We start from the raw sequence: 25,937 nt of genomic DNA, 5'->3' as shown, positions 1-25,937 counted from the left end.
TGCAGTGGCGCCACAGTGATGCCATCATGGCGTCGCGGAGGGTGTGCCGCCGGTCGGCACGCCGCCTCCCCTCGCCGTCCCACCGGGGACGCCCGGCAGAACCCATGAGGACGGGGCAGCCATGCCAGCCTTCGACACCCCCGAGCCGATCTCGGTCTCGTTGCAGCTCAACGCCGGGGTCCTGCGCTTCACCGCGGGCGCGGGCGCCCGTACCGTCGTCGAGGTCAGCCCGAGCAGCGGCTTCAGCCAGGCGGACCGCAGCGCCGCCGAGCAGACCCGGGTCGAGTTCGCCCACGGACGCCTGCTGATCAGGGCGCCCAAGCGGCGCAGCCTCTTCGGCTCCGGCGGCTCCGTCGACGTGACCGTCGACCTGCCCGCGGGCTCCGACGTGTCGGGCGACGCCATCGTGGCCGACCTGTACGTCGAGGGCGAGCTGGGGGAGTGCGCGTTCAAGACGGAGGTCGGCAAGATCCACCTGGAGCGCGCCGGGCGCCTCCAGCTCAACACCGGCTACGGCGACGTCAGGATCGGCAGCGCCACCGGCGAGGCCGACATCCGCGTCGCCTCCGGCGACATCTCGGTCGGCCGCGTCGACGGCCCGCTCACCCTGAGGAACTCCAGCGGGGACTCCGCCATCGACGAGGTCACGGGCCCGCTGCGGGTGACCGTGAACCGCGGCGACATCACCATCGGCCGCGTCCACGACGCCGTCGCCGCGCGTTCCGTGACCGGTGACGTCCGCCTCGGCGAGGTCTCCCGCGGCCGCGTCGAACTCCGGGCCGCGACCGGGCAGTTGGAGATAGGGGTCAAGAGCGGCACGGCCGCCTGGCTCGACATCCACACCAAGGTCGGCCACATACGCAACTCCCTGGGCGCGGCCGACGCCCCGGAGGAGCCCGGCAAGGCCGTGGAGATACACGCCGTCACCAGCCGCGGCGACATCGTCATACGCCGGGTCTGAGCACCCGCGCCGGGCCCCGGCCACGGCACTCGCCCGGCGGCCCCGCCTTGGGCGGACCGCGCCTGGTGACGCCCGCGCGACGGCGGCCTCCGCCGTGCCCGCCCGGCCCGCCCCCTCGGCCTGATGGCCTTGCGTGTCCTCGCCGCCGCCCCCTCGTGCCCCGCGGCGCACGACCACCCCCTGCCTCCACGCGCTCTGGAACGACGCGCGACCTGAAACAGGTGATTTTTCATGACGTATCACTCAACGTGCTCCTCGCCGCTCACCCTGCTCGTCGACGCATGGGGAGCGCACCCGCTGCACTTCTGGCTGCGCGGTCAGGAGCCCGCGCGGGCCGTCGAGTTCGACGAGCGGCTCGGCGTCTGGAACGTGTACGGCCACCGGGAGGCCGTCGAGGTCTTCGCCGACCCCGGCGCCTACTCGTCCGACGTCGTACGCCACTTCGCGCCCGACGCGCCGGAGTACGAGCGCGGCGGCATGCTCACGCAGCTCGACCCGCCCGAGCACCGCAAGCTGCGCAGGATCGTCAGCCGCGCCTTCACGCCCCGGCTCGTGGCCGGGCTCGGGCCGCGGATCGGCGCCCTCACCCACGAGCTGCTCGACCGGGTCGAGGGCGCCCCGGCGATGGACCTCGTCGCGGACCTCGCCCATCCGCTGCCGGTGACCGTCATCGCCGAGCTCCTCGGGGTGCCGGGCGAGGACCGGGAGCTGTTTCGGCAGTGGGCCGAGGAGCTGCTCGCGCGCACCGAGGTGGCAGCGGCCGGTGGCACGGCGGAGACCGCGGAGACGGTCACGGCCGTCCTCGACCTGTCGGCGCGCATGAGCGCGTACTTCGGTACGCACGCCGAGGAGCGCAGGCGGCGCCCGCAGGACGACCTGCTGACCGCGCTCGTACAGGCCGAGGTGGACGGTGAGCGGCTGAGCGCGGCGGCCCTCGGCAACTTCGCCCAACTGCTGCTCGTCGCCGGGCACATCACGACGACGATACTGCTGGGCAACGCGGTGCTCTGCCTGGACGCCCACGCCGGGGCCGGGGAGCGGGTGCGGGCGGACCTGGCCCTCGTCCCCGGGGTGATCGAGGAGGCGATGCGGCTGCTGCCGCCCTTCTCGATCTTCTACCGGGCGACGACCCGCGCGGTGGAGCTCGGCGGGCGGCGGCTGCCCGCGGGGCAGGTCGTCGCGCTGTGGCTCGGCGCGGCGAACCGGGACGCGCGCGTCTTCGCCGATCCGCACGGCTTCCGGCCGGAGCGCGACCCCAACCCGCACCTGGGCTTCGGGCGCGGCATCCACTTCTGTCTGGGCGCGCCGCTGGCCCGGTTCGAGGCGCGGATCGCCCTGGAGATCCTCCTTGAACGCTTCCCCGGGCTGCGCACCGACCCGCACCGCCCGCCGGTCTTCCAGACGACGCCGGAGGTGGTGGGGCCACGGACGCTGCCGCTGCTCACGACGGTCTGAGCGCCGTGCCGGAGCCAAGCGGTCTTGTGGAAGTGCGGTGCGGTTCGGCAGCGCCCGAAGGGGCGCGGGGCTGTGCCGATATGCGGCTCCGCCGCGCGGGCACGACCAGCCACGACGGTCCGCAGGCGATCGACGGCCCATCGCGGCAATCCCAGCGAAGCGCTTAGCGGCCCGGGTCCTCGGGGTCCAGGAACGTGGAGACGACCTCGCCGAGGCCGGGCGTGTGCACGGTGATCGCGGTGATCTCGATGCCCGCCTCGTCGAGCACGCCGAGGACGGCACGCAGCCTGGCCGCGGTGCCGTCGCCCGGCACTTGGAGGGCGAGCACCTCGTGGTCGGGCACGGCGCAGTCGAACAGGGCGGCGGCCGCGTCCAGATCGCCCGGGCTTGAGAGCTGGAGCCGGATGTAGCCGCCGGAGAGGGCCGCGCTGAGCAGGCCGAGGGGGATCCCGCGGGGCGGCGTGCCCGGGGGCGGTTCGGACGGGCGGTGGTGCCAGGCGAGGTCCTCGGCGTGCGGCGCGGACGGGTCCGGCGCCGCACGGCGGTCCCCGCCGGGGGTCCACCCTCCCTCCCCGCCCGCGTCCGCTGCGACGACGAACCCGTGCCGAAAATCATCGACGTATGGCGTGAAGTTCATGACGCCATGATGGCACATGGGTGGCGCCATTCAAGTGGGGTCCCGGCCGGGGCCCCGTGCGGTGGCTGATTCTGAACGCTGCCCTCCGCTTGATTCCCGACGAAAGGGCATCTTCGGGGCGGAGTCGTGCCTGCTGTTTCCGTTTCAGGCACAGGGCTTCCCGGTATCGCCCAGGGCGGCGACGTGCCCGATGGTTCCTCCGGGGGCGTTCTGTGCGCCCCGGTCGCGGCGGTGGAGAGGCGGGTTGGCGCGAACATGGCACCTTACGTGCGCCAGTTCGGTTTGTGATGGCGTCAGTGTGGCGCCAATGCCCCTCGCGTAGGAGAGGGTGCGCTCCGGAGGAGGGGTGAGTGGATTCTGCTGTCGCGTCCCCGCTGCGGTGCCCTCGGTGGCGCCCCCGGAGTCAAGTCGCCTAGTACTCCGCTCCGTTGAGGCGACCCAGGGTCACGGGGGGGGGCGTGCCGATGTGATCTTGTCCTGGTGGGCGGGACAGCGGTGCCCGGCATGCGCCCCCGACGTCGGGTGCGGGCGGCACCTACGGCGGGACCGAAGATGGCGCCACGGTGGCTCGTCGTGGCGCCACGGTCGTAGCATGATGCCGGTATGCGTCCGCAGCTCATACGCCCGCCGAGCAGGTCGGCGACCTCAGGGGCCCGCCCCGCCCGGCCGGGGCGGGCGGGGAGCGCCGCGGGGCGGTCCGGTGGCCCGTCGCGCGCGGGGAACGACCGTGAAGCACCGAAGGGAACGAGCAGGGGCACCATGACCGCCACCATCCGAACGACCGGCCAGCCCCAGGGAATCACCGCTCAAGGGCTGCGCAAGGCGTACGGCGGGAAGGTCGTGCTCGACGGGATCGACCTGGAGGTCATGCCCGGCACGATCTTCGCCCTGCTCGGACCGAACGGCGCGGGCAAGACGACCACCGTGCGCATCCTCTCCACCCTGATCGGCGCCGACGGGGGCCGGGCCACGGTCGCCGGGCACTCCCTGCGGCGGGCCCCGCACGCGGTGCGCGCCGAGATCGGTGTGACGGATCAGTACGCGGCGGTGGACCGGCTCCTGACGGTCGAGGAGAACCTGCTCCTCATGGCGGACCTGCTGCACCTCGACCGGGCCGAGGGCCGACGCCGCAGCGCCGAACTCCTGGAGCGCTTCGGCCTGTCCGAGGTCAGACGGCAACGCGCGGCGTCGCTCTGCGGCCGTACGCGCCGCACGCTGCACCTGGCGATGACGCTGGTCGGCCGCCCGAGCGTGGTCTTCCTGGACGAGCCGACGACCGGCCTCGACCCGCGCGGCCGCCGTGCGCTGTGGGACCTGATCCGCGAGCTGGCCGCGGGCGGCACCACCGTCTTCCTGACCACGCAGTACCTGGAAGAGGCCGACCAACTGGCCGACCGCATCGCGGTGCTCGACGGCGGGAAGATCGTCGCCGAGGGCACCGCCGAAGAGCTCAAGCGCCGCATCCCCGGCGGCCACATCCGGCTGCGCTTCACCGACGTCCGGCAGCTGAACGCCGCCACCGACCGGCTCGCGCTGAGCACGGTCACGCGCGACGACGACGAGCTCACGCTCCAGGTGTCGAGCGACGGCCGGATTCCCGTGCTGCGCGCGGTCCTGGACGTCCTGGAGGGCTCCGGCATCCAGGCGGAGGCGCTCACCGTGCACACCCCCGACCTGGACGACGTCTTCCTGGCCCTGACCGGCCGCGGTCGCTAGGGCCGCCCCATCGGACAGGTGCTAGGCCGTCGCGGCGTACGGTCAGCGGCGCACCGGGCGTCCCGGCAGCGCGTCGGGGAGGAGTTCGCCGTGGAGCACGACGGGGGTGCCGCCGACCAGGACGTGGGCGTGGCCCGTCGAAGGGCGGGTGCTGTCGGCGTACGTCGCCCGGTCGCTGACCGTGTCGGGGTCGAAGACGACGAGGTCGGCGTCGCACCCGGCCCGGACCCGGCCCTTCCTGCGCAGCGCGGGCACCCCCGCCTCCAGGACGCGCGCGGGCAGCAGGCTCGCCCGCGCGACCGCGTCCGACAGGCTCAGGGACCCGAGGTCGCGCACGTACCGGCGCAGCGTCTTGGAGAAGGTGCCCGCGGTGCGCGGATGCGTGACCGCGGCGCCCGGCGGCAGCGGCCACGCCAGCGGGTCGGCCGCCGGGTCCGTCCAGGTCAGCGGCATCGCGTCGGAGCCGATCACCGTGTGCGGGTCCAGCAGGGCCCGGTCGAGGAACGCCCGGTCGTGGGCGTCGGACTCGTCCAGGAAGTGCAGGAAGGCCAGCGCCCCGGGGTCGGCGGCCCGCAGCTCCCGGAGCCGGTCGAGGTCGCGCAGGCGCTCGCCGGTGGCGGCGTGCACGATGTCCGACACCTCGCGCCCGGAGGCGGCGACCGCGCCCGGGTCGAGGAACGCGGCGCCGATGGCCGTCATGCCCGCGCCGTACGGATAGGCCTCCGTGGACACGCGTGCGCCCTCGGCCCTGGCGCGCTCCAGGACGGCGAGGACGCGGTCCGCGTGCCGGTGCGAGGTGGACGGCACATGGCAGTAGTGGGCGTGCACGCCCGTCTCGCCCGCCGCGCGGGCGATCTCCTCGGCGCCGTCGACGGGCGTCAGCGGATCCTGCTCCACGAGGCCGCGCGCGTGCGTGTACGTCGGCACCCCGGCGGCCGCGGCGAGCCGGGACACGGCCAGGTACTCCTCGGGCCGCACCCGCGGCGCGTACCCCACGATGAGGCCGATGCCAAGGGCTCCGTCGGCCAGATCCCGCTCCAACAGGCCGAGCAGCGCGTCCTCCTGGGCCCGGGTCGCCTGGCGCTGCCAGGCCGCGGCGCCCAGGTGCGCCAGGGCCGCGAGCGCGCCGCCGCCGTGCGGGAGGCCGCCCACGGCCGCCATGCGGGCCTGCGCCCAGGACGCGGAGAAGCCGTAGTTGAGCGGCCGCCCCTCCGTCGCGGCCAGGCGGTACGCTTCGCCGACGGGCGAAAGCCCGAGTTCCAGCTCCAGGGCCGTGGTCACCCCGTCGAGCGCCTGCAGGCGGTGGCCCGCGACCGTGTGCGAGTGGCTGTGCAGGTCGATGAAGCCGGGCGCCACGACGAGGCCCGCCACGTCCAGGACCTGACGACCCGTCAGTGGCTCGGTGGAGACGGCGGAGATCGACTGTCCCGTCACGCCGACGTCGGCCACGGCGTCGAAGCCGCTCTCCGGGTCCAGGACGCGGCCGCGGCGCAGCACCAGATCGTGCACGGGAACGGGCGGTGGGGTGGCTGAAGTCATGGACCTACGCTAGGCACCGGACGACAAGGGGGAGCGGCATATGCCAGGTGTGGCCGGAACCGTGAGCGTGTGGCCGTGCGCACGGGGTACTGAGCGTTCATGCGAGTGAGCGTGCTGGATGTGGGGTCGCGCACGGCGCGGCTCGTGGTCGTGGACACGGGCAGCGGTGCGCCGCTGCCCGTGCACACCGCCAAGTGGAAGCTGCGCCTCGGCGAGGAGGTGGAGCCCGGCGGGCCGCTCGGCGACGAGAGCGTACGGAGGCTGGCGGGGGCCGTGACGGCCGCGTCGGCGACCGCGGAGCGGTGGGGCGCGGGACGCCCCCTGGCCTTCGCGACGGCCGTCGTGCGCGACGCGCCGAACCGCCGCGAGGTGCTGCGGACCGTCGGCGCGCGCACCGGAGTGTGGCTGCGCACACTGCCGGGCGAGCTGGAGGCCGAGCTGACGTTCCTCGGCGCCCGGCGCTGGCTGGGCTGGCGGGCCGGTCCCCTCGTGCTCATCGACATCGGCGGCGGCTCCCTCGAAGTGGCCTTCGGCCGGGGGCGCCTGCCGGACTTCGCGGTGTCGGTGCCGCTCGGCGCGCTCCGGCTCACCCACGAGTTCTTCCCCGCCGACGCGCCGCCGACCGAGGAGGCCGTCAAGGCCCTGCGGCGCCGGGTGCGCCACCAACTGCGGGACGTCGCCGCCCGGGTCCGCTGGGAGGGGCCGCACACCGCCGTGGCCACGTCGCGGACGTTCCAGCAGCTGGCCCGGCTGACCGGCGAGGCCCCCGGGCGGCACGGCCCGTTCGTGAACCGGACGCTGCACCGCTCGGGCCTGCGCCAGGCGCGGGACCGCCTCGCCGTGCTGCCCCCCGCCGAGCGGGCGCGGCTGCCCGGCATCTCGGCGCCGCGGGCCGGGCAGAGCCTGGCCGGGGCGGTGGTCGGGCACACGGCGATGAAGCTCATGGGCCTGAAGTCGGCCGCCGTGTGCCCCTGGGCGCTGCGCGAGGGCGTCCTGCTGCGCCACATCGAGGACGGCCCGCAGTGGTGGGACGACCTCGCCGAGGACGGCGAGCAGGCCCCCGCCGACGTGGCACCGCTGCGCGTGGCCACGTCGTGACACCGGGGCCCGGGGCGTGCGCCGTCGCGTCCCTGCCCGACGTCGTCACCGTCCGCCACGGCGAGCTCGCTCGGCGAGGTTTCCGGTCAGCTCCGCTGATGGGGGATCGCCACCGGCAGCTCGCCCTGGCGGACGGTCACGGTCCGCGTGGGCGCGGGGACCGGGATGCCCTCGGCCCGGTAGCGGCGGTGCAGCCGCTTGATGAACTCGTGCTTGATCCGGTACTGGTCGCTGAACTCGCCCACGCCCAGGATCACCGTGAAGCCGATCCGGGAGTCGCCGAAGGTGTGGAAGCGGATCGCGGCCTCGTGGTGCGGCAGGGCGCCGGTGATCTCGGTCATCACCTCGTCGACGACCTCGATGGTGACGCGCTCGACCTGGTCCAGGTCGCTCTCGTAGCCGACGCCCGCCTGCACCAGGATCGACAGCTCCTGCTCCGGCTGGCTGTAGTTGGTCATGTTGGTGCCCGCGAGCTTGCCGTTCGGGATGATCACGAGGTTGTTGGAGAGGTTGCGCACCACCGTGTTGCGCCAGTTGATGTCGACGACGTAGCCCTCCTCGCCGCTGGTCAGCCGGATGTAGTCACCGGGCTGCACGGTCTTCGCGGCGAGGATGTGCACGCCCGCGAAGAGGTTCGCGAGGGTGTCCTGGAGCGCGAGCGCCACCGCGAGACCGCCGACGCCCAGGGCGGTGAGCAGCGGCGCGATGGACACGCCGAGGGTCTGCAGGACGACGAGGAAGCCGATCGCGAGCACCACGACGCGCGTGATGTTGACGAATATGGTCGCCGAGCCCGCCACGCCCGAGCGCGACTGGGCCAGGGACTTGACGAGCCCCGCCACGATCCGCGCCGCGGTGACCGTGGCGGCGAGGATCAGCAGCGCCGTCAGGACGAGTGTGACGTTGCGCCCGGTACGCGGCGTCAGCGGCAGCGCGGCGGCCGCCGCGGCCAGGCCCGCGACGATCGCGGCGCACGGCACGATGGCGCGCGCGGCGTCGACCATCACGTCGTCGCCGCTCCACCGGGTGCGGGTGGCGCGCACGCCGAGCCAGCGCAGCGTCGTCCGCGAGAGCAGCGCGGCCGCGATGCCGCAGACCACGGCGATCCCGGCGAACATCAGGTCGTGCAGGGTGAGGGCTCGGTCCATCAATGGGCTCCCGTGGTCGGCCGGTTCGCTCCGTGTCCGGTGGCGCGTACGTCTCCACGCGATGACACGGCCGCCCATCCTGCCCTACCCGTACGACCCCTCCGCACCGGGCCCCACCTGCGATCTTCCCGCCGCCCCGGCCCTCAGACGACCAGCCGCAGCGCCTCCTCGGCCACCCCCGCCCGCACGCTCTGCCCCCAGCCGAGCTCCAGGGCGTCGTTCTCCATGCCGTCGCCGAAGACGACGAGGCGGTCCGACTCGGCGGTGAGCCACAGGCGCTGACCGGCCGCCAGCTCGCCGCGCAGCAGGGTGGTGCCGGTCGTGGGCGACGGCCAGGCCTCGCGCACGCACCACAGCAGGCGGGGGTCCGTCGGGCCCGGCGGCCGCGAGGTGCCGTCCGGGCGCGGCCACAGCGACCGCAGCCAGCCGGTGGCCCCGGTGCCGGTGCCGATGACCACGCCGGACGAGGCCTGGGCCTCCGGGGCCGACGGGTTTGCCGCGGAGGCGATGCGGTAGCGGGCGGTCTGGTGCCCGGCGGACCCGACGTAGATCTCGTTGAGGGCGCGCAGGCGGCGGCCGTCGTCGGTGACCGCCTCGGCCATGGTGAGCTCGGCGGCCCCGGGGGCGCCCGCCGCCGCGTGCGGGAGCAGCTTCGCCGCGTCGCGGGCCCGGTGCCGCACCAGGACGCCCGGGTTGCGCCCCGGCTCGGCGTCGACGCCGATGACGGGCTGGCCCGTCAGGTACTTGGCCGCGTTGGCGACGAGCCCGTCCTGCCCGACCACGACCACCACGTCCTCGGGCGCGAACAGGAACCGGTCGAGGTCCGCGCGCTCCACCCGGGTGTGCCGCCAGCGCAGCGGCACCGCGGCCGCCGCGTCGGCGAGGGCGCGCCGGGTGCGCCGGTGCCGCTCGGCCACCTCCTCGACGGCGCGCCCGCGCGAGGACAGGAAGAACGCGGCCTGCCCGTGCGTGCCGTGCCGGGCGATCAGCTCCTCGTACTCGGTGCGCCGGTGCACGAGGACGGCGCGTGGCGCGAGGCTCATGGCCGGGCGCCCCCGCCCGCGCCGCTCCCGGAGTCCCGGCCCAGCTTCGCGAGCAGTCCCGTGACGACGTCCGGCGACAGCGTGAGGCTCTCGATGCGCGGCACGTTCTCGGCGAGGCGGGTGGCGGCCAGGGCGTGCAGGGTGGCCGCGTCGGCGCTCGCGTGCGCGGCCAGCCAGGCGGTCTGCGCCGCCGCGCGGGCCTCGCCGACGGCCCGGGCCGCCTCCGCCTCGGCCCGCGCGACGCGCACCGTGCGGGCGGCCTCCGCCTCGGCGCGCACGGCGTCGGCGGCGGCGTTCTCCTCGGCCTCGCGGCGCGCGTTGGTGCCGCGCTGCTCGACCAGGCGCTCCTCCTGGCGGGCCAGTTCGATGCGGCTCGCCAGTTCGTTCTCGGCGATGGCGCGCTCGCGCTCGACGGCCACCGCCCGGCGCTCGTACGTGGCCCGGTCCGCGTCCTGCTGCACGCGCTCGCGCGCCGGGGTGCGCAGGGCCCGCTCCACCTCGGGCTCGGGCCGGATCGCGACGACGCGTACGGCGACGACGTCGAGGCCCGTCGCGGGCAGCCGGGGCTCGGCCGCGAGGCCCTCGGTGACGCGCTCGCGGACCGCCGTGACCCCGTCGGCGAGCGCGGCCGCGAGCGGCGTGCGGGCAAGCAGGTCCAGGGCGTGCTGCTGCGCCGACTCGGTGAGCAGCGTGGACAGTTGCTCCAGGGGAGCGGACCGCCAGGCGCCGGTGTCCGGGTCCACGGAGAAGTCGAGGCGGGCGGCGGCGAGCGCCGGGTCGCTGATCCGGTACGTCACGGTGGCCTGCACGGTGACGTCCTGGAAGTCGGCGGTGCGGGCGTGGAAGAGCACCGCCAACTCGCGGTCATCGACCGGCACTTCGGACAGCACGGCACTCAGCGGCCGGAACCAGAAGCTGAGCCCCGGCCCGTCGTGGCGCAGCCTGCCGCCCTGGTGGTGGCGGATGTGGGCGGTGGGCGCGGAGCGCAGATGGCGCAGGCCGAGGCGCCGGGTGATGTCGGCCATGGTGGGACCTCCCCGTTTTTCGTCACCTCGACGATATTGGGGCACGCCCTTATCGTCAAGGTGACCCGAATCGAGGGTGGGCGGCATGCGGCCCCGGGGGGCACCCGACTTCAGGGGGCTACCCGACGTCGGGGGGGGGCTTCTCCGCCCCTCACTCCTTCCGCCCCACCCCCGCGTACAGCGGCACCCGCGTCCCGTCGCGCGTCTCGCCGACGCCCAGTTCGGGCCGCCAGTCCGGGGGCTGCACCAGGCCCGGCGCGAGGAGCGTGCACCCGGTGAAGAAGCGCTCGGTCTCCGTGCGCGTGCGCGGCACGAGCGTGACTCCGCCCGTCGTGTACTGGTCCACGGCCTCGCCGACCCAGGCGGTCTCCTGGTCGCCCGACAGCTGGGAGAGCACCAGATGGCTGCCGGGCGCGAGCGCGTCGAGGAGGCGCGCGACGATCGCGTGGGCGCCGTCGCCGTCGGTGAGGAAGTGCGTCACGGCGACGAGCGACAGTGCGACGGGCCGCGTGAAGTCCAGGACCTCCGCGGCGCGTTCGAGGATCAGCCCGGGGTCGCGCGCGTCCGCCTCGACGAACGCCGTGGCCCCGGCCCCGGTCCCACTGAGGAGCCCCGCCGCGTGCACGCGGACCAGCGGGTCGTGGTCCACGTACACCACCCGCGCCTCGGGGGCGAGGTCCTGCGCGACGCGGTGGAGGTTCGGCTCCGTCGGGATGCCGCTGCCGATGTCGAGGAACTGGCGCACCCCGGCCGGGCCCGCGAGGTGACGCGTCGCGCGCTGCATGAACCAGCGGTTGTGCCGCGCGCCGTACCGGGCGGTCGCGTCGAGCTCCACGATGCGCGTGCCGAACTCCGCGTCCGCCGGGTAGTGGTGGGTGCCGCCCAGGAACCAGTCGTAGACGCGGGCGGGGTGCGGCCTCCCGGTGTCGGTGCCGTCGGCGTCGGTGTCGTCGGCGGTGGCGTCGTCGAAGGATGCTGCTGTCATGCGGTAACTCCTCGGGGATGCGGGGGTGTCCGGTCCGTCGGCGGGGCAGGAGCGCGTAGGCGAGAAGCCCGTAAGCAAGAGCCTGTAGGTGAGGGCCCGTGGGCAAGAGTCCGTACGTCCCGAGTCCACACGCGAAGACCCCGTACGCGAAAGTCCCCGCACGGGGTCTTCCCCGCGCCCGCTCTTTCTGCAACTCTCCTACCAAATCCCGGCGGCGACGGGCCTCCACCCGCCAGCGGGGCCCCTCCACCACGACTCCCGGGGTGCAGAAGTGATGCGGAAACGGACGCGCGGCCACGACCTGGCCGGTCTGCGCCGTCTGAACACCACCGTCATCCTCCGCGCCCTGCACCGCCGCAGCCCCCAGACCCTCGCCGAACTCGCCGCGGGCACCGGCCTGTCCCGGCCCACGGTCGAGGCCGTCCTGGAGGACCTCGTCGCGCGGGCCTGGGTCACGGAGGCGGCGGCGGGGGAGCGCGCGCGGGGCCGTCCCGCGCGGCGGTTCCGCTTCCGCAGCGAGGCCGGGTGCGTCCTCGGCGTCGACATAGGGCTGCACAAGATGGTGCTGCTCCTCACCGACCTCGGCGGCACCGTCCTCGCGGCCGAACGCGCCGACATCGACCCGCTGTTGGGTGGCGGCCCCCGGCTCGATCTGCTCCAGCGCGCCATGGACGCCTTCCTCGACGCGCACGCCGTGCGCCGCGACACCCTCCTCGCGCGGTGCGTCGGCGTGCCCGGCGTCGTCGACGCGGGCGGCTACCTCACCTCCTTCGTCGTGCCCGAGTGGTCCGGCGTCGACCTGCGGCGGCTGCTCTCCGACGGCGAGCCGGGCCACACGCTCGTGGAGAACGACGTGAACCTCGCCGTCCTCGCCGAGCGCTGGCAGGGCGCCGCGACGCTCGCGGGCGACGTCGTGTGCGTCCTCACCGGCCACCGCGTCTCCTGCGCCCTGACCATCGGCGGGCAACTGCACCGCGGCGGCCGGGGCGGCGCGGGCGAGCTCGGCCTGCTGCCGCTGCTCGGCCTCGACACCGCGCAGGAGGCCCTGGCCTGGCCGGGGCCGCGGCGCCCCGGCGAGTCGGAGGTGGCCGCGCTCGCCCGCGCCGCGGACGCCGCGGAGCCGCGCGCCCTGGCCGCCATCGGGGACTTCGCCGAGCGGCTCACGCCCGGCATCGCCGCCCTCGCGCTCGCCGTGGACCCCGAGCTGATCGTGCTCACCGGCGGCGCGACCCCGCTCGGCACGCACCTCGTGCCGCTCCTGGAGAGGCGTCTGCGCCCGCTGACGCTGCACGTGCCGAGGATCGCGGTCAGCTCCCTCGGCGAGCGCGGCGTGGCCCTCGGCGCGGTGCGCAAGGCCCTCGACCTCGTGGAGGAGGAACTGCTCGCGGACACGGCCGACTAGGCGACGCCCGGCGGCCCCCTCAACCCCATCCGAAGCGGAGGCACGTATGCGCAGGAGGACCCTCCTCTGCTCTGGCCTTGCGGCGGCGTCGGCGCCCGCGCTCGCCGCCTGCGCGGACCAGGGCGGCGGCGGCAGCGAAGGCGGCGGCCGCGGCACGCTCTCGTACGGCATGTGGGACCCGGCGCAGGTGCCGGGCATGAAGCGGATCATCGCGGCCTTCCAGCGGCGCAACCCCGGGATATCCGTGCGCATCGAGCTCACCCCGTGGGCCAGCTACTGGACCACCCTGAGGACCTCGATGCGCGGCGGCACCGCCCCCGACGTCTTCTGGATGAACGCCGTCAACTTCCAGCTGTACGCGGCCCACGGCGTCCTGGAGCCCCTCTCCGAGCGCATCGCGCGCGACGCCACCCCGCTGGACCGCCACCCGGCGCAGCTCGTCCGGCTCTACGCCTACGACGGGACCCAGTACGGCATCCCGAAGGACTTCGACACCATCGGGCTCTGGTACAACAAGGCCCTCTTCGACAAGGCGCGCGTCCCCTACCCCGACCCCACCTGGACGTGGGACGACCTGCGCGACGCGGCCGCCGAGCTGACCGATCCGCACGAGCGCGTGCACGGCTTCGCCGCCGAGATGCACCGCCAGATCGTCATCTACCCCTGCGTCTACGGGGCGGGCGGCTACGTCCTGCGCGACGGGCGCTCCGGCTTCGGCGACGACCGGACCGTCGAGGGCCTGCGCTTCCTCACCGACATGATCGACCGGGGCTGGTCACCGCCGCAGAGCGCGATGGTGGAGAACATCGGCCGGGTCCGCTTCTGGTCGGAGAAGACCGCCATGGTGTACGACCTGTCGGCGATGGCCGGGCAGATGTACGCCGTGCCCGCGCTCAAGGACCACGGTGGCGTCACGGTCCTGCCCAAGGGCCGCGAGCGGGCCACCGTCATCCACGGCCTGGCGAACGTGGTCTCCGCCAAGAGCGACAAGAAGGCCGCCGCCTGGAAGTTCGTGCACTTCATGGCGGGCCGCGAGGCCGCCGAGATCCAGGCGAGTTCCGGGGTGACGATCTCCAGCTACTCCGGCACCCAGGACGCCTGGATCCGCTCGATGCCGGAGTTCGACCTGCGGAGCTTCATCGCCATGAAGAAGTACGCCGTGCCCTACCCCAGCTCGAAGAACACCGCCGTCTGGGAGAACCTCCAATATCCGCTCCTCGGCGCCGCGTTCAGCGGCAAGGGCGGGATCGAGGGGGCCGCCCGCACCCTGGGCGAGCAGATGGACCGGGCCCTGAAGGAGGAGCGCGACCGATGAGTGTCTTCCCCGCGACCGCCGCCGCGAAGGCGGCCGACCGGCGCGCCGCCCGGGCCGCGGGCACCGGCCCCGCGAGCCGCAACCAGCGCGCCGCGTACCTGTTCATCGCGCCCCTCGGCCTCGGCTTCGCCCTCTTCTACTTCTGGCCGATGATCCAGACCTTCTACTTCAGCTTCACCGAGTTCGGCCCCTTCGGCGGGCACACCTGGATCGGCGGCGACAACTACGCGCGCGTCGTCAAGGACGTCACCGTCTGGCAGGCGCTCGGCAACACCCTCGTCTACTGCGGCATCGGCCTGACCGCGCTGCCGCTGGCCCTCGTCGTCGCCTCGCTGCTCAACCGCCGCGGCCTGCGCGCCGTCCCGCTCTACCGCGCCCTGTACTTCGTGCCGTTCGTGACCCTGCCCGTGGCCGTGGGCCTGGTCTGGAACTGGCTCTACAACGGCGACTTCGGTCTCCTCAACGAGGTCCTCGGCTGGTTCGGCGTGGACCGCCGCTACTGGGTCTCCGACCCCTCGACGGCCGTCTTCGCCATCGGCGCCGTCATGGTCTGGTCGACCACCGGCTACTACTTGATCATCTTCATGGCGGGCATCAAGGGCATCCCCCGGGACTACTACGAGGCCGCCGAGCTGGACGGCGCGGGCGCGGTGCGGCGCTTCTTCACCATCACGCTGCCGCTGCTCAGCCCGACGATCTTCTTCGCGTCCGTGATCTGCATGATCCAGTCGCTCCAGGTCTTCGACCTGATCTACATCATGATGGGCGAGAAGAACCCGGCGGTCGGCGACACCCAGTCCGTCGTGGGCCTCTTCTACAAGTGGGCGTTCACCGAGAACGCCCAGGGCGCCGCGGCCGCCCTCGCCTTCCTCCTGATGCTGCTCATCGCGGCCCTCACGTATCTCCAGTTCCGGCTCCAGAGGAGGTGGGTGCACTATGGATGACACGGCCACCACGCGTTCAACAGAGCCTGCATCCAAGATGACTGATGGTACGTCAGCTCTCGTGCGGGCCCGTCGGCCCCGGTTCGACCCCGGGTCGCTCGCCACCCACCTCGCGCTCGGGCTCGGCGCGCTCGTGATGGTCTTCCCGTTCTGCTGGCAGCTCCTCACCGCCCTGAAGTCGCTCGCCGAGGTCTCCCGGGTCCCGCCGACGTTCCTGCCCGAGGACTGGAAGTGGGCGAGCTTCGACGAGGTGTTCACGGCGCTGCCGTTCCGCGAGATGCTCACCAACAGCGCCCTGAACACCCTGGGCCGCACGGCGGGCCAGCTCGTGTTCTGCTCCCTGGCCGCCTACGCGTTCGCGCGGATGCGCTTCCGGGGCCGCGACGCGCTGTTCGGGCTCTTCCTCTCCGTCCTGATGGTGCCCAGCTCCCTGCTCGTCCTGCCGCAGTACGACATCATCCAGAGCCTCGGGCTCCTGAACTCGGCGCCCGCGCTCTTCCTGCCCGGCATGTTCAGCGCGTTCGGCACCTTCCTGCTGCGCCAGGCCTTCCTCGCGCTGCCCAGGGATCTTGAGGAGGCCGCCCGCATCGACGGCGCGGGCTCGTTGCGGATCTTCTGGTCCGTCATGCTGCCGCTGATCCGGCCCGCCCTCGCCGCGCTCGCCGTCATCACCGCCATGGCGGCCTGGAACGACCTGCTCTGGCCGCTGATCGTCAACACCGACCCCGAAGCCATGCCCATCAGCGCCGGACTGACCTCCTTGGAGGGCCAGTACGAGACCAACTACCCGGTGATGATGGCCGGTTCCCTGATCGCGAGCCTGCCCATGCTCCTCGTCTACGTCGTCCTCCAGCGGCACTTCGTCCAGAGCGTCGCCGCCTCCGGAGTGAAGGGATGACGGCGCCGCGGAGTTGACGTAACGCCCGCCCCGTCGCCGCACGGGAACCACACCCGCAGTCGTACAGACAGGAGCCGCTGCCCTCATGCCACCGCTTTCCATCGGCCTGCTCGGCGCGGGCGGCATCGCCCGCGCCCACCTGCCCGGCTGGCTGGACCTCGGCGCCACCGTCGTCGTCCACACCCAGGACGGCTCGGGCGAGAAGCTCGCCGCCGAGTACGCCGGGCGCGGCCACCCCGTCACCGCCGTGCCCACCCTCGACGCGCTCCTGGAGCGCTCCCGCGCCGTCGACGTGTGCACCCCCACGCCCACCCACCGAGAGCTCGTGCTCGCCGCGATCGCCGCGGGACGGCACGTCGTCTGCGAGAAGCCGCTCGCCCTGACGGCCGCCGACGCCGAGCGGATGGCGGCGGCCGCCGCCACCGCGGGCGTCCGGCTTCACCCCGCGCACGTCGTGCGGTACTTCCCGGCGTACGCCGCCCTGCGCGAGGCCGTCGTCCGCGGTGACCTCGGCCGGGTCGCCGTGCTTCGCTTCACCCGGGCTGCCGCGCGCCCGCAGTGGGCGCCCTGGTTCGGGGACCCCGCGCAGTCCGGCGGGGTCCTGATGGACCTGATGGTGCACGACATCGACATCGCCAGCTGGATCGCGGGCGAGGTGGTCCGCGTGCACGCCCGCACGCGCGGCACCGAGCTGGCCACCGGCACCCCCGCCGAGGTCGTCACCGCCACCGCGGTCCTCACCCACGCCTCCGGCGCGATCAGCCACGTGAACGGGTTGTGGGGGCTGCCGGACCAGCCGTTCCGCACGACGTTCCGGGTCGCCGGGCCCGACGGCCTCCTGCACCACGACTCGGCCGCCGTGCCCGGCTTCCGCGTCACCGCGCAGGGCGTGCGCGCCCCGAACGAGGGCATCCCGTCGACGCCCATGAACGAGAGCCCCTACCTCACCCAGCTGCGCGAGTTCGCCGCGTCCTGGGACGACCCCGGGCTCGTGCCCCGGGTGCGCGCCGACGACGGCGTGGCGGCGGTGCGCGTCGCGCGCGCCGCCATCGAGTCGAGCCGCACCGGGCGGGCCGTGGAACTGGAGGAGGACACCCGATGAAGGTCGCCGTCCTGTCGTTCGCCCACGTCCACGCGGCCGCGTATCTGCGCCTGCTGCGGGACACGCCGGGCGTGGAGGTGCTCGGCAGCGATCCGGACACCGCGTCCGCCGCGCCCGGCGAGGTGCGCGGCCGCGCGTGCGCCGCGTCCCTCGACGTGCCGTACGCCGACTCGTACGAGGAGGCCTTCGCCTGGCGGCCCGACGCCGTGGTGGTCTGCTCGGAGAACGCGCGCCACCGCCCGCTCGTGGAGCTGGCCGCCGCGCACGGCGTCGACGTGCTGTGCGAGAAGCCCCTCGCGGCCACCGTGGCCGACGGCGAGGCGATGGTCGCCGCGTGCCGCGCGGCCGGGGTGCGCCTCGCGGTCGCGCACCCGGTGCGCTTCAGCCCGGCGTACGCGGCCGTCAAACGCGCCGTGGCCGCGGGCGACACGGGGCAGGTGCTCGCCGTGTCCGGCGCGAACAACGGGCACATGCCCACCCGTGCGCGCCGCTGGTTCGCCGATCCCGAACTCGCGGGCGGCGGCGCCCTGATGGACCACACCGTGCACATCGCCGACCTGCTGGACGACCTGCTCGGGGCCCGTGCCGTGGAGGTGTACGCGCAGACCAACAACCTCCTCTACGCGGACGAGGTCCCCGTCGAGACCAGCGGCCTGGTCACCGTCACCTACGACAACGGCGCCGTCGCCACCATCGACTGCAGCTGGTCCCATCCGCGCTCCCACCCCTCCTGGGGCGGCCTGGAACTCACGGTCGTCGGCGAGCGCGCGACCCTGGAGATGGACGCCTTCGACCAGAAGGTGCACGGCTTCAGCGAACGCCTCGGCCGCGGTGTCGAACTGCCCTACGGCGTGGACCTGGACGCGCGCATGCTCCGCGCTTTCCTCTTCGGCCCCGACCAGGGCGGCACCACCGTCCCCGACGGCGAAGCGGCCCTGCGCACCCTGAGCATCGTCGCGGCGGGCTACGCCTCGGCACGCGAGGGGGTACCGGTCCCGGTCCAGACGCCCTGACGGGGCGCGGGGAACCAGGGACGGCCCGCGGTCGCGGACCACGCGGAGGGACAGCGCACGGTCAGCCCCCGAACAGCTGCGTCCAGTACGTGCCCGCCGAGCCCCCGCCCGCGAAGCCGACGCCGAGGTGCGTGAACGAGGGCTTGAGGATGTTCGCCCGGTGCCCCGGGCTGTTCATCCAGCCCTCGACGACCTCGGCGGGGGAACGCTGGCCACAGGCGATGTTCTCCCCGACCGCGCGGTGGTGGCTGCCCGCCGCCGCGGCGCGGTGCCAGGGCTCGCTGCCGTCCGGCGCGGTGTGGGCGTAGAAGGCGCGGGCGATCATGTCGGCGCTGTGGGCCTGCGCCGCCGCCGTGAGGCAGGGGTCCGGCGCGAGGGGCCGCAGCCCGGCGGCCGCCCGGTGGCCGTTGGTGAGCGCGAGCACCTCGGCCGTGCACCGGGCGAGCCCCTGTGGGGTGAACGGCTCGGCCCACAGCGCCGTCCAGTACACGTCACCGGAGCGCGGGTCCGGCACCTGCCCCAGGCCGACGTGGGCGTAGGCCCGGTCCAGGACCGTGTGCCGGGAGCGGGCGTCGCCCAGGCAGTAGTCGAGGAGGTCGGCCGGGGTGGGGGGCCCGGACACGAGGTGCTCGCCGATCGTGAGGTACGCATAGCCTCCGGCCGCCGCGCGCTGGTACAGGGAGGTGCCGTCCGCGCTCTCGGAGCCGAGCGCCCCGCGCGCCGCCATGCCCGCCGCGTGCGCACGGGCGGCCTCGGCGAGGCGGGCGTCCCACTGGACCGGCGGGGCACCGGCGGCCGCCCGCGCGGAGTTCACCCGGGCGACGAAGTCCTTCAGGGGGCCCGGCGGCGCCGATCCGCCCGGTCCGGCGGGGCCGCGCGCGGGTGCGTACGCCGGAGGCGGCGGGGCGGTGGGCGCCGCCGTGGCGCGGGGCCGGGGCATGACGACGGTGACGGCCTCGCTCGCGGGCCCGCGCCCGGCCGCCGCGGCGCCCGCCCCGTCCACCGCGGCGGGCTCGTCCGTCACCTCCAGGCCGAAGTCCCGTGCCACCCCGGCGAGCCCCTCCGCATACCCCTGGCCCAGCGCGCGCAGCTTCCAGGCGGTGCCGCGGCGGTAGATCTCGGCGAGCAGCAGCACGGTCTCCTGGCGCGGGCGCGGCGGCGCGAAGCGCGCGACGGCCTCCCCGCGCGGGCCGCCGACCTGGAGCGCGATCGAGGGCAGTCGGCCCAGCGGCGTGTCGGGCTCGGCCGGGCTGACCACCAGGGTGACGCGGCTCGCGCCGGGGCGCAGCCGGTGCGCCTCGACCGTCAGGGTGTCCCCGGTGATGCGGGCGCCCGGGGCCGCGGGCTGGTTGTAGAACACGAAGTCGGCGTCGCCCGCCACCTTGCCGCTGTCGCCGGTGATCAGGACGGACAGGTCGAAGGGGCCGGGCACGCGCAGCGTCAGGGTGCCGTTGGGCAGGGGCGTATTGCCTCCCGGGACCAGCTCGATCATGGGCGCCGCCTGGGGGTCGGGTCGGTGGTGCCCGTCTCGGCCGGGCGCTGAGAGGAGAACGCGCGGGCCCGCCGCCCGGGTTCCCGCGGCACAGGGCCGCTGCCGGAGCGCGGTGGCGCGCCCGGCGCCGACCCCGCTCCCGCGCGCGGCACGGACGCCTCCGGGCGCCCGGGACCGGAGCCGGATTCGGCGCGGCGCGCGCCGGTATTAGCGTGGACCCCGTGCACGGCGATCCCGTACACACCGGCAAAACCAGCAAAACAGGCTGAACCCGACAGAAGAGTCAAGCCCCGACAGGATCCGAGGTGCCCGCCCCATGCCCAGGCGTACGGAGTTGATCGAAGGACTCATGCAGCGGCATCCGCTGGTGCCGCGCGAGGCCGTGATCAAGGAGGACCTGCTGCGCGGTGGCGTCGCCTTCGACGAGTCGGCGCTCAGCGACAGCGCGAACGAGGCCTCCGGCGACGTCAAGCCGAAGTCGTACTTCATCTTCTCCTTCGACCACGGCACCCTGCCCGAGCTGGGCGCCGCCGCGCTGCGCCGCCCGCCGGAGGAGATCGTCCTCACCGGCGGCCCCTACGAGCTGCGCCGCACCGTGGTGTCCGTGCGCGTCAACCCGTCGTCCCCGTACCGCGTGGCCGCCGACCAGGACGGCGTGCTCGGCCTCTACCTGGACGGCCAGCGCATCTCCGACGTGGGCGTGCCGCCGATGCCGGAGTACTACCGGCACAAGCTCGCGAACGGCAAGTCGGTCATGGAGGTCGCGCCCACCATCCAGTGGGGCTACCTGATCTACCTCACCGTCTTCCGGGTCTGCCAGTACTTCGGCGCCAAGGAGGAGTGCCAGTACTGCGACATCAACCACAACTGGCGCCAGCACAAGGCGGCGGGCCGCCCCTACACGGGCGTCAAGCCCGTCGAGGAGGTCCTGGAGGCGCTGGAGATCATCGACAAGTACGACACCGCGAAGGCCTCCACGGCGTACACGCTCACCGGCGGCGCCGTCACCTCGCAGATCGGCGGCAAGGACGAGGCCGACTTCTACGGCCAGTACGCCAAGGCCATCGAGGAGCGCTTCCCCGGCCGCTGGATCGGCAAGGTCGTCGCCCAGGCGCTCCCCAAGGAGGACGTCCAGCGCTTCCACGACTACGGAGTGCGCATCTACCACCCGAACTACGAGGTGTGGGACCGCCGCCTCTTCGAGCTGTACTGCCCCGGCAAGGAGCGCTACGTCGGCCGCGACGAGTGGCACCGCCGCATCCTCGACTCCGCCGAGGTCTTCGGGGCGCGCAACGTCATCCCGAACTTCGTCGCGGGCGTCGAGATGGCCGAGCCGTTCGGCTTCACGACGGTGGACGAGGCCATCGACTCCACCGTCGAGGGCCTGCGCTACTTCATGGCGCACGGCATCACGCCCCGCTTCACCACCTGGTGCCCGGAGCCCACGACGCCGCTCGGCAAGGCCAATCCGCTGGGCGCGCCGCTGGAGTACCACGTGCGGCTGCTCCAGGAGTACCGCGCGACGATGGAGGAGTTCGGCCTGTCGTCGCCGCCCGGCTACGGCCCCGCGGGCCCCGGCAACGCGGTGTTCTCGGTGAGCTCCTTCATGGACAGCCTCCCGGCGGAGCAGGGGGCGCCCGAGGCGCCCGAGAAGGTGTAGCGCGCCCCGCGCGCCGTGCGGGACCGATGCGGCGGCCTCTTCCGGGTGACGGGCGGATATCGGGACAACACGGTGGGCAGCTCTGCGGAGACCACCCGTCTCGTCCGCAGAAAGGCTGTTCATGCGCCGTATCGCTGCCCTCGCCGTCGGAACGCTCGCCGTCGTCGGTGTCCTCGGTGTCCTCGCCGGGCCCGCGAGTGCCGTCCCGGACCCGGTGGCCACCGTCGACTGCGCCGTCCAGGAGGTGACGGGCCTCGTGGACCTCGCCAACCCGGGCGTCCCGGCCGAGGTGCCGGCCACGGGGTGCCTCGCCCCGTGAGCTGAGCGGCGGGCGAGCGGGCCCCTTCTCCCGCTCGTCCGCTCCCGGCCCCGGGGTCGCACGGCTGTGCCTACACTGCGGCCACAAGATCCCGAACGGTCGGAGGCACCCGTGAACGTGACGGTCATCACCGGCGGCAGCCGCGGCATCGGCGCCGCCGTCGCCCTGCGGCTCGCCCAGGACGGACACGACATAGCCCTCGGCTACCGCTCGGACGCCGAGGCCGCCGAGAAGGCCGCGGCCGCCGTCCGCGCGACCGGCCGCCGCTGCGTCACCGTCGCCCTCGACACGGCGGACGAGCGCGACGTGGACCGGCTCTTCGACACCGCCGCCGCCGAACTCGGCCCGGTCACGGGCCTGGTGAACAACGCGGGCGTCAGCGGCCCCAACGGCCCCCTCGCCGAGGCCGACGCGCAGGGCATGCGCCGCGCCCTCGACGTGAACGTCCTCGGCTATCTGCTCTGCGCCCGCCGCGCCGTGCGCGACATGACCCGCACCGGCGGCGGCGCGATCGTGAACATCTCCTCGGCCGCCGCCACCCTCGGCAGCCCCGGCCAGTACGTCCACTACGCCGCCACGAAGGCCGCCACGGACGCCATGACCGTCGGCCTCGCCAAGGAGGTCGCGGGCCTCGGCATCCGCGTCAACTGCGTGGCCCCGGGCATCATCTGGACCGACTTCCACGAGGACCCGCAGCGCCCGGCGAAGCTCGCCGACCGCATCCCCATGGGCCGCTCCGGCCGCCCCGAGGAGATCACGGGCGCCGTGTCCTGGCTCCTGTCGGACGACGCCTCGTACGCGACGGGCGCGGTGCTGCGCGTCGCGGGCGGCATGTGACGGGGCGGGGGAGCCGACCATGGAACTGCGCACCGTCCAGCTCACCGACGACATCGTCCTGCGCCCGTCGACCACGGCGGACGCCGAGGCCCTCGCCCGCGCCTACGACCGCAGCCGCGCGCACCTCGGCCCGTGGGACCCGGTGCGCCCGCCCGAGTTCTTCACCACGGCCGGTCAGCTCGCGCTCCTGCGCGCGTACGAGCAGGAGCGCGCGGAGGGGTCGCGGGCGCGCTGGCTGCTGTGGGACGAGTCCGGCGCGGACACGGGCGAAGGCCCCGTCGTCGCCGGAGGCATCGCCCTCTCCCAGATCGTCCGCGGCCCGCTCCACAGCGCCAACCTCGGCTACTGGACGGACGCGGCGTACGCCGGACGCGGGCTGGCCACCGCCGCCGTGACCGTGGTGTGCGCCGCCGCCGACGCCGATCTGCGCCTTCACCGCCTGGAGGCGGGCACCCTGCCGCACAACGCGGCCTCGCAGCGGGTGCTCGCCAAGTGCGGCTTCACGCAGTACGGCCTCGCCCCCGCCTATCTGCACATCAACGGGGCCTGGCAGGACCACCGGCTGTTCCAGCGCATCCTCAACGACCGCGAGCCGTAGGGCAGATGGCGGGTGCCCCGGTTTGTCACCCGCGTACCTAGACCCCGCCGCTCGGGACGGCCCACTGTGGTCCCCTCTGTCCGCCCGGCCCATGGAGAGGGGACCAGTCGTGAGACGAAGACGATTCGTGTCAGGGACGCTCGGTGCGCTGTCGGGGATCGCGCTCGGCCCGGCCGCCGTGCGCGCCGCCGCGTCGGCGCCGCGCGCCGGGGACTGGCAGGCGGTGCCCGCGCCCGGCAGCACCCCGGCCGCGCAGCTGCGCCGGATCGCCGCCGCCGGGCCCGGCCTCGCCTGGGCCGTGGGCGAGGAGGGCCAGGGCACCTCGGCGCCCACGCGGGCCCTCGCCATGGTCTGGAACGGCACCGCCTGGGCCAAGACCGACCTGTCCCACCTGGCCTACGAGGGGCGCCTGAGCGACGTCGCCGGGGTCTGCGCCGACGCGGCGTGGAGCGTGGGCTCGCCCACCGGCAGCGCGAGTCCGCTGCTCCGCTGGGACCGGACCACCTGGCGGGAGGCCGCCTTCCCCGGCAAGGGCGAGCCGGACGTGCGGTTGAGCGCGGTGGCCGTCGGCTCCGACCGGCGGGTGTGGATCAGCGGCACCCGGGGCGGTGCGGCCCGGCTGCTGCTCGGGGACGGGAAGCGGTGGCGGTGGCTCGACCCGCTGCCCGTGGCGGGCGTGAACCTGTACCGGGTGGTGCCGCGCACACCGGACGAGGTCTGGGTCTGCGGCGACCAGGCGTCGGGCGGCGGCTGGGTCGGGTTCGTGGCCCGCTGGAACGGCTCGTGGACGGTGCTGCCGTCGTTCCTGGGCCTGCGGCAGACCATCGCCGACGTCCACCCGGTCGCCGCGGACGACGTCTGGGCGGTGGGCAACGAGTTCGGCGTCGGCGGGCCGCCGGGACGCCCCGGAAACCCCATCCTGCGGCACTGGGACGGCACCGCCTGGAACACGGTGGAGCCGGGCTTCACGCTCGGCTCGCTGTCCTCGATCGCGGGCGACGCCCAGGGCCGCCCCGCGTGGATCTCGGCCTGGAACTACCAGGACCAGAGCCGCAGCACGTATCTGCGCCACGACGCGGGGACCTGGACCGTCGTGCGCGGCCCCGCGGGCCCCGCCCCCTCGCCGTACGTCAACGACGTCGCGCGCGTCCCGGGCACCTCGGGCTTCTGGTCGGCGGGGATGACCAGGTCGGCTCCCTACCCGCCGACCGAGGCGTACACGGAGCGCTTCGACGTCTGAAATCGCTGGTCACACCCGCTGTCCGGCGATTAGCCTCGGCCCGGTGAACCAACGCAAGCGGAAGAAATACTCCCGCCGCTTCTTCGAGGCCATCCTGAGCGGCGACAGCTCCCGGGTCAGGGCGCTGCTGCGGGCCGGGGTCGACCCGCGGCGCCCCGACAGCGAGGGCACCACCCCGCTGTACGAGGCTTGTGTGAACGGCAGGACGGCCGTCGCCCGGGTGCTCCTGCGGGCGGGGGCCGCCCCGGACGCCGAGAGCGCCGGGCTCGGCGCGGAGGGCACGCCCCTGTGCGCGGCGGCCTGTTGGGGGCACACCGCGACTGTGCGCGAACTCCTTGCGCACGGCGCCGACCCGAACCTGCGCGAGGACCACGGCAGGGGCCGGGCCCCGCTGGACTGGGCGCGCGCGTGCTCCCGCCCGGAGACGGCCGACCTCCTCGTCGCGGCGGGCGCGGTGCCGCGGGAGGGTTCCGTCGAGCCTCAGTCGCCGAGCAGCGCGTCGCCCTCCGCGCTCCTGCGGTAGAGGACCACGTTCCGGTCGCGCTCGCGCAGGACCAGGCCCGAGCGGTGCAGCACGCCCAGGTGGTAGGAGACCGTGGCGGGCGCGAGCCGGTGCCGGGCGGCGAGTTCGCCCGTGGTGCGGGGCGCGGCGAGATCGCCGAGCAGCGCGGCCCGGCTCCTGCCGAGGAGCCGGGACACGGCCGGGCGCCGGGGCCGGTCGGCGGCCGCGCCGATGCCCGTGGCCGGGTAGCCGAGCACCGCGTTGCCCGGCACGCCCAGCTGCACGCTGACCCGGGGCCAGGACGCCGCCATGGGGGCCAGGACCACCTCGGCGCCCTGGAAGCGGACGGTCTCGTCGTAGTTCTTGCGGACCGTCAGACAGCCGTCGGCCCAGGTGACGTCGGAGTGCAGGGACCTGAGGACGTGCCCGACGCCGTACGTGGCCAACTCCGCGGCGCGGGCCGCCAGATCGGCGTCGAGCACCGCCTTCAGACCGCTCCAGCCGTCGGCCACGGCGTCCTGCCAGAACTCGTTCAGACCGTTGGCCGCCCGCTCGGCGAACGTGCCCGACTCCACCGCGTCGAGCACGTCCCCGGGCACCGGCCCGTTCAGGAAGCGCATCTCGCACACCTGGAACGCGGCCTCCTCCGGCGGGGTGCCGCCGATGGCCTGCACCTGGTCGGCGAACGCCCGACGGGCGGGCCCCACGGCGGGCTTGGGCGTCAGGAGGTCCGGCATGTACGTGGGCCCGCCCGGCACGGACAGGCACTGGGCGACCAGGCGCACGTCGGGGCGGCGCAGCGCCCAGCGGGCCGCGGCCCCCGGGTCGCCGAACACCGGGTGCCGCCCGCCGCTCACGGCGTACCGCAGCCACCAGACGGCCTCGTTCGCCGGGGATATCGCGAGCCGGATCCGGCCGACGGACTCCGCGTCCAGATGCGCGTGGATCACGTCACCGGATGCTAGGCGCCGCCCGTGGCGCGCGCGACGCGGAACCCGGCCAATTCGA

At 74.4% G+C, this 25,937-nt stretch carries 24 protein-coding genes; 16 read left to right on the top strand and 8 right to left on the bottom strand.

Translation table 11 applies throughout. The annotated features are described in order from the left end of the window. The first annotated feature begins 121 nt into the window (after positions 1-121). Complete coding sequence (locus tag ACIG3E_RS31415) at positions 122-961, top strand: DUF4097 family beta strand repeat-containing protein (protein WP_399622954.1); 840 nt, start codon at positions 122-124, stop codon at positions 959-961. Positions 962-1,192: 231 nt separating this feature from the next. Continuing rightward, positions 1,193-2,416 carry a cytochrome P450 gene (locus ACIG3E_RS31410; RefSeq protein ID WP_399622953.1) on the top strand — a complete coding sequence of 408 codons (1,224 nt, stop codon included), beginning with the start codon at positions 1,193-1,195 and terminating at the stop codon, positions 2,414-2,416. A 163-nt stretch (positions 2,417-2,579) separates the two neighbouring features. Here the strand turns inward: ACIG3E_RS31410 and ACIG3E_RS31405 are convergent, their stop codons facing one another. Beyond that, positions 2,580-3,053 carry a hypothetical protein gene (locus ACIG3E_RS31405; protein WP_399622952.1) on the bottom strand — a complete coding sequence of 158 codons (474 nt, stop codon included), beginning with the start codon at positions 3,051-3,053 and terminating at the stop codon, positions 2,580-2,582. Between the two features lie 759 nt (positions 3,054-3,812). Here ACIG3E_RS31405 and ACIG3E_RS31400 point away from each other — a divergent pair. Further along, on the top strand, positions 3,813-4,769 hold the full coding sequence (locus ACIG3E_RS31400; protein ID WP_399622951.1) for an ATP-binding cassette domain-containing protein: 957 nt from the start codon (positions 3,813-3,815) through the stop codon (positions 4,767-4,769). Between the two features lie 42 nt (positions 4,770-4,811). Here the strand turns inward: ACIG3E_RS31400 and ACIG3E_RS31395 are convergent, their stop codons facing one another. Further along, positions 4,812-6,308 (bottom strand): amidohydrolase family protein, encoded by a 1,497-nt coding sequence (locus ACIG3E_RS31395; protein WP_399622950.1) that lies wholly within the window; start codon positions 6,306-6,308, stop codon positions 4,812-4,814. 99 nt (positions 6,309-6,407) lie between these two features. Here ACIG3E_RS31395 and ACIG3E_RS31390 point away from each other — a divergent pair, with 99 nt between their 5' ends. Continuing rightward, entirely contained in the window at positions 6,408-7,406 is a 999-nt protein-coding gene (locus ACIG3E_RS31390) for a Ppx/GppA family phosphatase (protein WP_399622949.1), read from the top strand. Between the two features lie 86 nt (positions 7,407-7,492). Here the strand turns inward: ACIG3E_RS31390 and ACIG3E_RS31385 are convergent, their stop codons facing one another. The 4 genes from ACIG3E_RS31385 to ACIG3E_RS31370 form a co-directional block, all read right to left on the bottom strand. Further along, the gene (locus tag ACIG3E_RS31385) at positions 7,493-8,554 is read right to left on the bottom strand and encodes a mechanosensitive ion channel family protein (RefSeq protein WP_242726562.1); all 1,062 of its coding nucleotides are present in this window, start codon (positions 8,552-8,554) and stop codon (positions 7,493-7,495) included. A gap of 143 nt (positions 8,555-8,697) precedes the next feature. Beyond that, a complete protein-coding gene (locus ACIG3E_RS31380; RefSeq protein ID WP_399622948.1) occupies positions 8,698-9,597 on the bottom strand; it encodes a hypothetical protein in 900 nt (299 codons plus the stop codon). Continuing rightward, the gene (locus tag ACIG3E_RS31375; RefSeq protein ID WP_399622947.1) at positions 9,594-10,622 is read right to left on the bottom strand and encodes an SPFH domain-containing protein; all 1,029 of its coding nucleotides are present in this window, start codon (positions 10,620-10,622) and stop codon (positions 9,594-9,596) included. Before ACIG3E_RS31375 ends, ACIG3E_RS31380 begins: the two co-directional genes overlap by 4 nt. A 151-nt stretch (positions 10,623-10,773) precedes the next feature. Further along, positions 10,774-11,607, bottom strand: a complete 834-nt coding sequence (locus tag ACIG3E_RS31370; protein WP_399622946.1) for an SAM-dependent methyltransferase — start codon at positions 11,605-11,607, stop codon at positions 10,774-10,776. Positions 11,608-11,881: 274 nt separating this feature from the next. Between ACIG3E_RS31370 and ACIG3E_RS31365 the strand changes: the two genes are divergently transcribed. The 6 genes from ACIG3E_RS31365 (at position 11,882) to ACIG3E_RS31340 (ending at position 18,281) form a co-directional block, all read left to right on the top strand. Continuing rightward, positions 11,882-13,009, top strand: coding sequence for an ROK family protein (locus tag ACIG3E_RS31365; RefSeq protein WP_399622945.1), 1,128 nt, complete (start codon positions 11,882-11,884; stop codon positions 13,007-13,009). 46 nt (positions 13,010-13,055) lie between these two features. Continuing rightward, a complete protein-coding gene (locus tag ACIG3E_RS31360) occupies positions 13,056-14,324 on the top strand; it encodes an ABC transporter substrate-binding protein (RefSeq protein ID WP_399622944.1) in 1,269 nt (422 codons plus the stop codon). After that, positions 14,321-15,268, top strand: coding sequence for a carbohydrate ABC transporter permease (locus ACIG3E_RS31355; RefSeq protein ID WP_399622943.1), 948 nt, complete (start codon positions 14,321-14,323; stop codon positions 15,266-15,268). The genes ACIG3E_RS31360 and ACIG3E_RS31355 overlap by 4 nt, the downstream gene beginning before the upstream one ends. A gap of 37 nt (positions 15,269-15,305) precedes the next feature. After that, positions 15,306-16,166, top strand: coding sequence for a carbohydrate ABC transporter permease (locus ACIG3E_RS31350; protein WP_399622942.1), 861 nt, complete (start codon positions 15,306-15,308; stop codon positions 16,164-16,166). Positions 16,167-16,251: 85 nt separating this feature from the next. Next, positions 16,252-17,268: a Gfo/Idh/MocA family protein gene (locus ACIG3E_RS31345; RefSeq protein ID WP_399622941.1), complete on the top strand. Its 1,017-nt coding sequence runs from the start codon at positions 16,252-16,254 to the stop codon at positions 17,266-17,268. Next, a complete protein-coding gene (locus ACIG3E_RS31340) occupies positions 17,265-18,281 on the top strand; it encodes a Gfo/Idh/MocA family protein (RefSeq protein WP_399622940.1) in 1,017 nt (338 codons plus the stop codon). Before ACIG3E_RS31345 ends, ACIG3E_RS31340 begins: the two co-directional genes overlap by 4 nt. Before the next feature lie 61 nt (positions 18,282-18,342). On the opposite strand, the gene ACIG3E_RS31335 is transcribed toward ACIG3E_RS31340, so the two are convergent. After that, complete coding sequence (locus tag ACIG3E_RS31335; protein WP_399622939.1) at positions 18,343-19,773, bottom strand: CAP domain-containing protein; 1,431 nt, start codon at positions 19,771-19,773, stop codon at positions 18,343-18,345. Between the two features lie 316 nt (positions 19,774-20,089). Between ACIG3E_RS31335 and ACIG3E_RS31330 the strand changes: the two genes are divergently transcribed. The 6 genes from ACIG3E_RS31330 to ACIG3E_RS31305 all read left to right on the top strand — a co-directional run bounded on the left by ACIG3E_RS31330 (position 20,090) and on the right by ACIG3E_RS31305 (position 24,950). After that, positions 20,090-21,433 carry a radical SAM protein gene (locus ACIG3E_RS31330; protein WP_399622938.1) on the top strand — a complete coding sequence of 448 codons (1,344 nt, stop codon included), beginning with the start codon at positions 20,090-20,092 and terminating at the stop codon, positions 21,431-21,433. 121 nt (positions 21,434-21,554) lie between these two features. Further along, positions 21,555-21,752 (top strand): hypothetical protein, encoded by a 198-nt coding sequence (locus ACIG3E_RS31325; RefSeq protein WP_399622937.1) that lies wholly within the window; start codon positions 21,555-21,557, stop codon positions 21,750-21,752. 111 nt (positions 21,753-21,863) lie between these two features. After that, positions 21,864-22,589: an SDR family NAD(P)-dependent oxidoreductase gene (locus tag ACIG3E_RS31320; protein ID WP_399622936.1), complete on the top strand. Its 726-nt coding sequence runs from the start codon at positions 21,864-21,866 to the stop codon at positions 22,587-22,589. A 19-nt stretch (positions 22,590-22,608) separates the two neighbouring features. Next, positions 22,609-23,187, top strand: coding sequence for a GNAT family N-acetyltransferase (locus tag ACIG3E_RS31315; protein WP_399622935.1), 579 nt, complete (start codon positions 22,609-22,611; stop codon positions 23,185-23,187). 109 nt (positions 23,188-23,296) lie between these two features. Next, positions 23,297-24,427 carry a hypothetical protein gene (locus ACIG3E_RS31310; RefSeq protein WP_399622934.1) on the top strand — a complete coding sequence of 377 codons (1,131 nt, stop codon included), beginning with the start codon at positions 23,297-23,299 and terminating at the stop codon, positions 24,425-24,427. 43 nt (positions 24,428-24,470) lie between these two features. Beyond that, the gene (locus tag ACIG3E_RS31305; RefSeq protein ID WP_399622933.1) at positions 24,471-24,950 is read left to right on the top strand and encodes an ankyrin repeat domain-containing protein; all 480 of its coding nucleotides are present in this window, start codon (positions 24,471-24,473) and stop codon (positions 24,948-24,950) included. On the opposite strand, the gene ACIG3E_RS31300 is transcribed toward ACIG3E_RS31305, so the two are convergent. Further along, complete coding sequence (locus ACIG3E_RS31300; protein ID WP_399622932.1) at positions 24,908-25,879, bottom strand: ArsR/SmtB family transcription factor; 972 nt, start codon at positions 25,877-25,879, stop codon at positions 24,908-24,910. The genes ACIG3E_RS31305 and ACIG3E_RS31300 overlap by 43 nt on opposite strands. Positions 25,880-25,937: the final 58 nt, after the last annotated feature.

Source organism: Streptomyces sp. NPDC053474 (assembly GCF_044544845.1).
Classification (GTDB): Bacteria; Actinomycetota; Actinomycetes; order Streptomycetales; family Streptomycetaceae; genus Streptomyces.
Note: the sequence above shows the minus strand (reverse complement) of the source record. Positions and strands in the feature narration are given on the sequence as shown.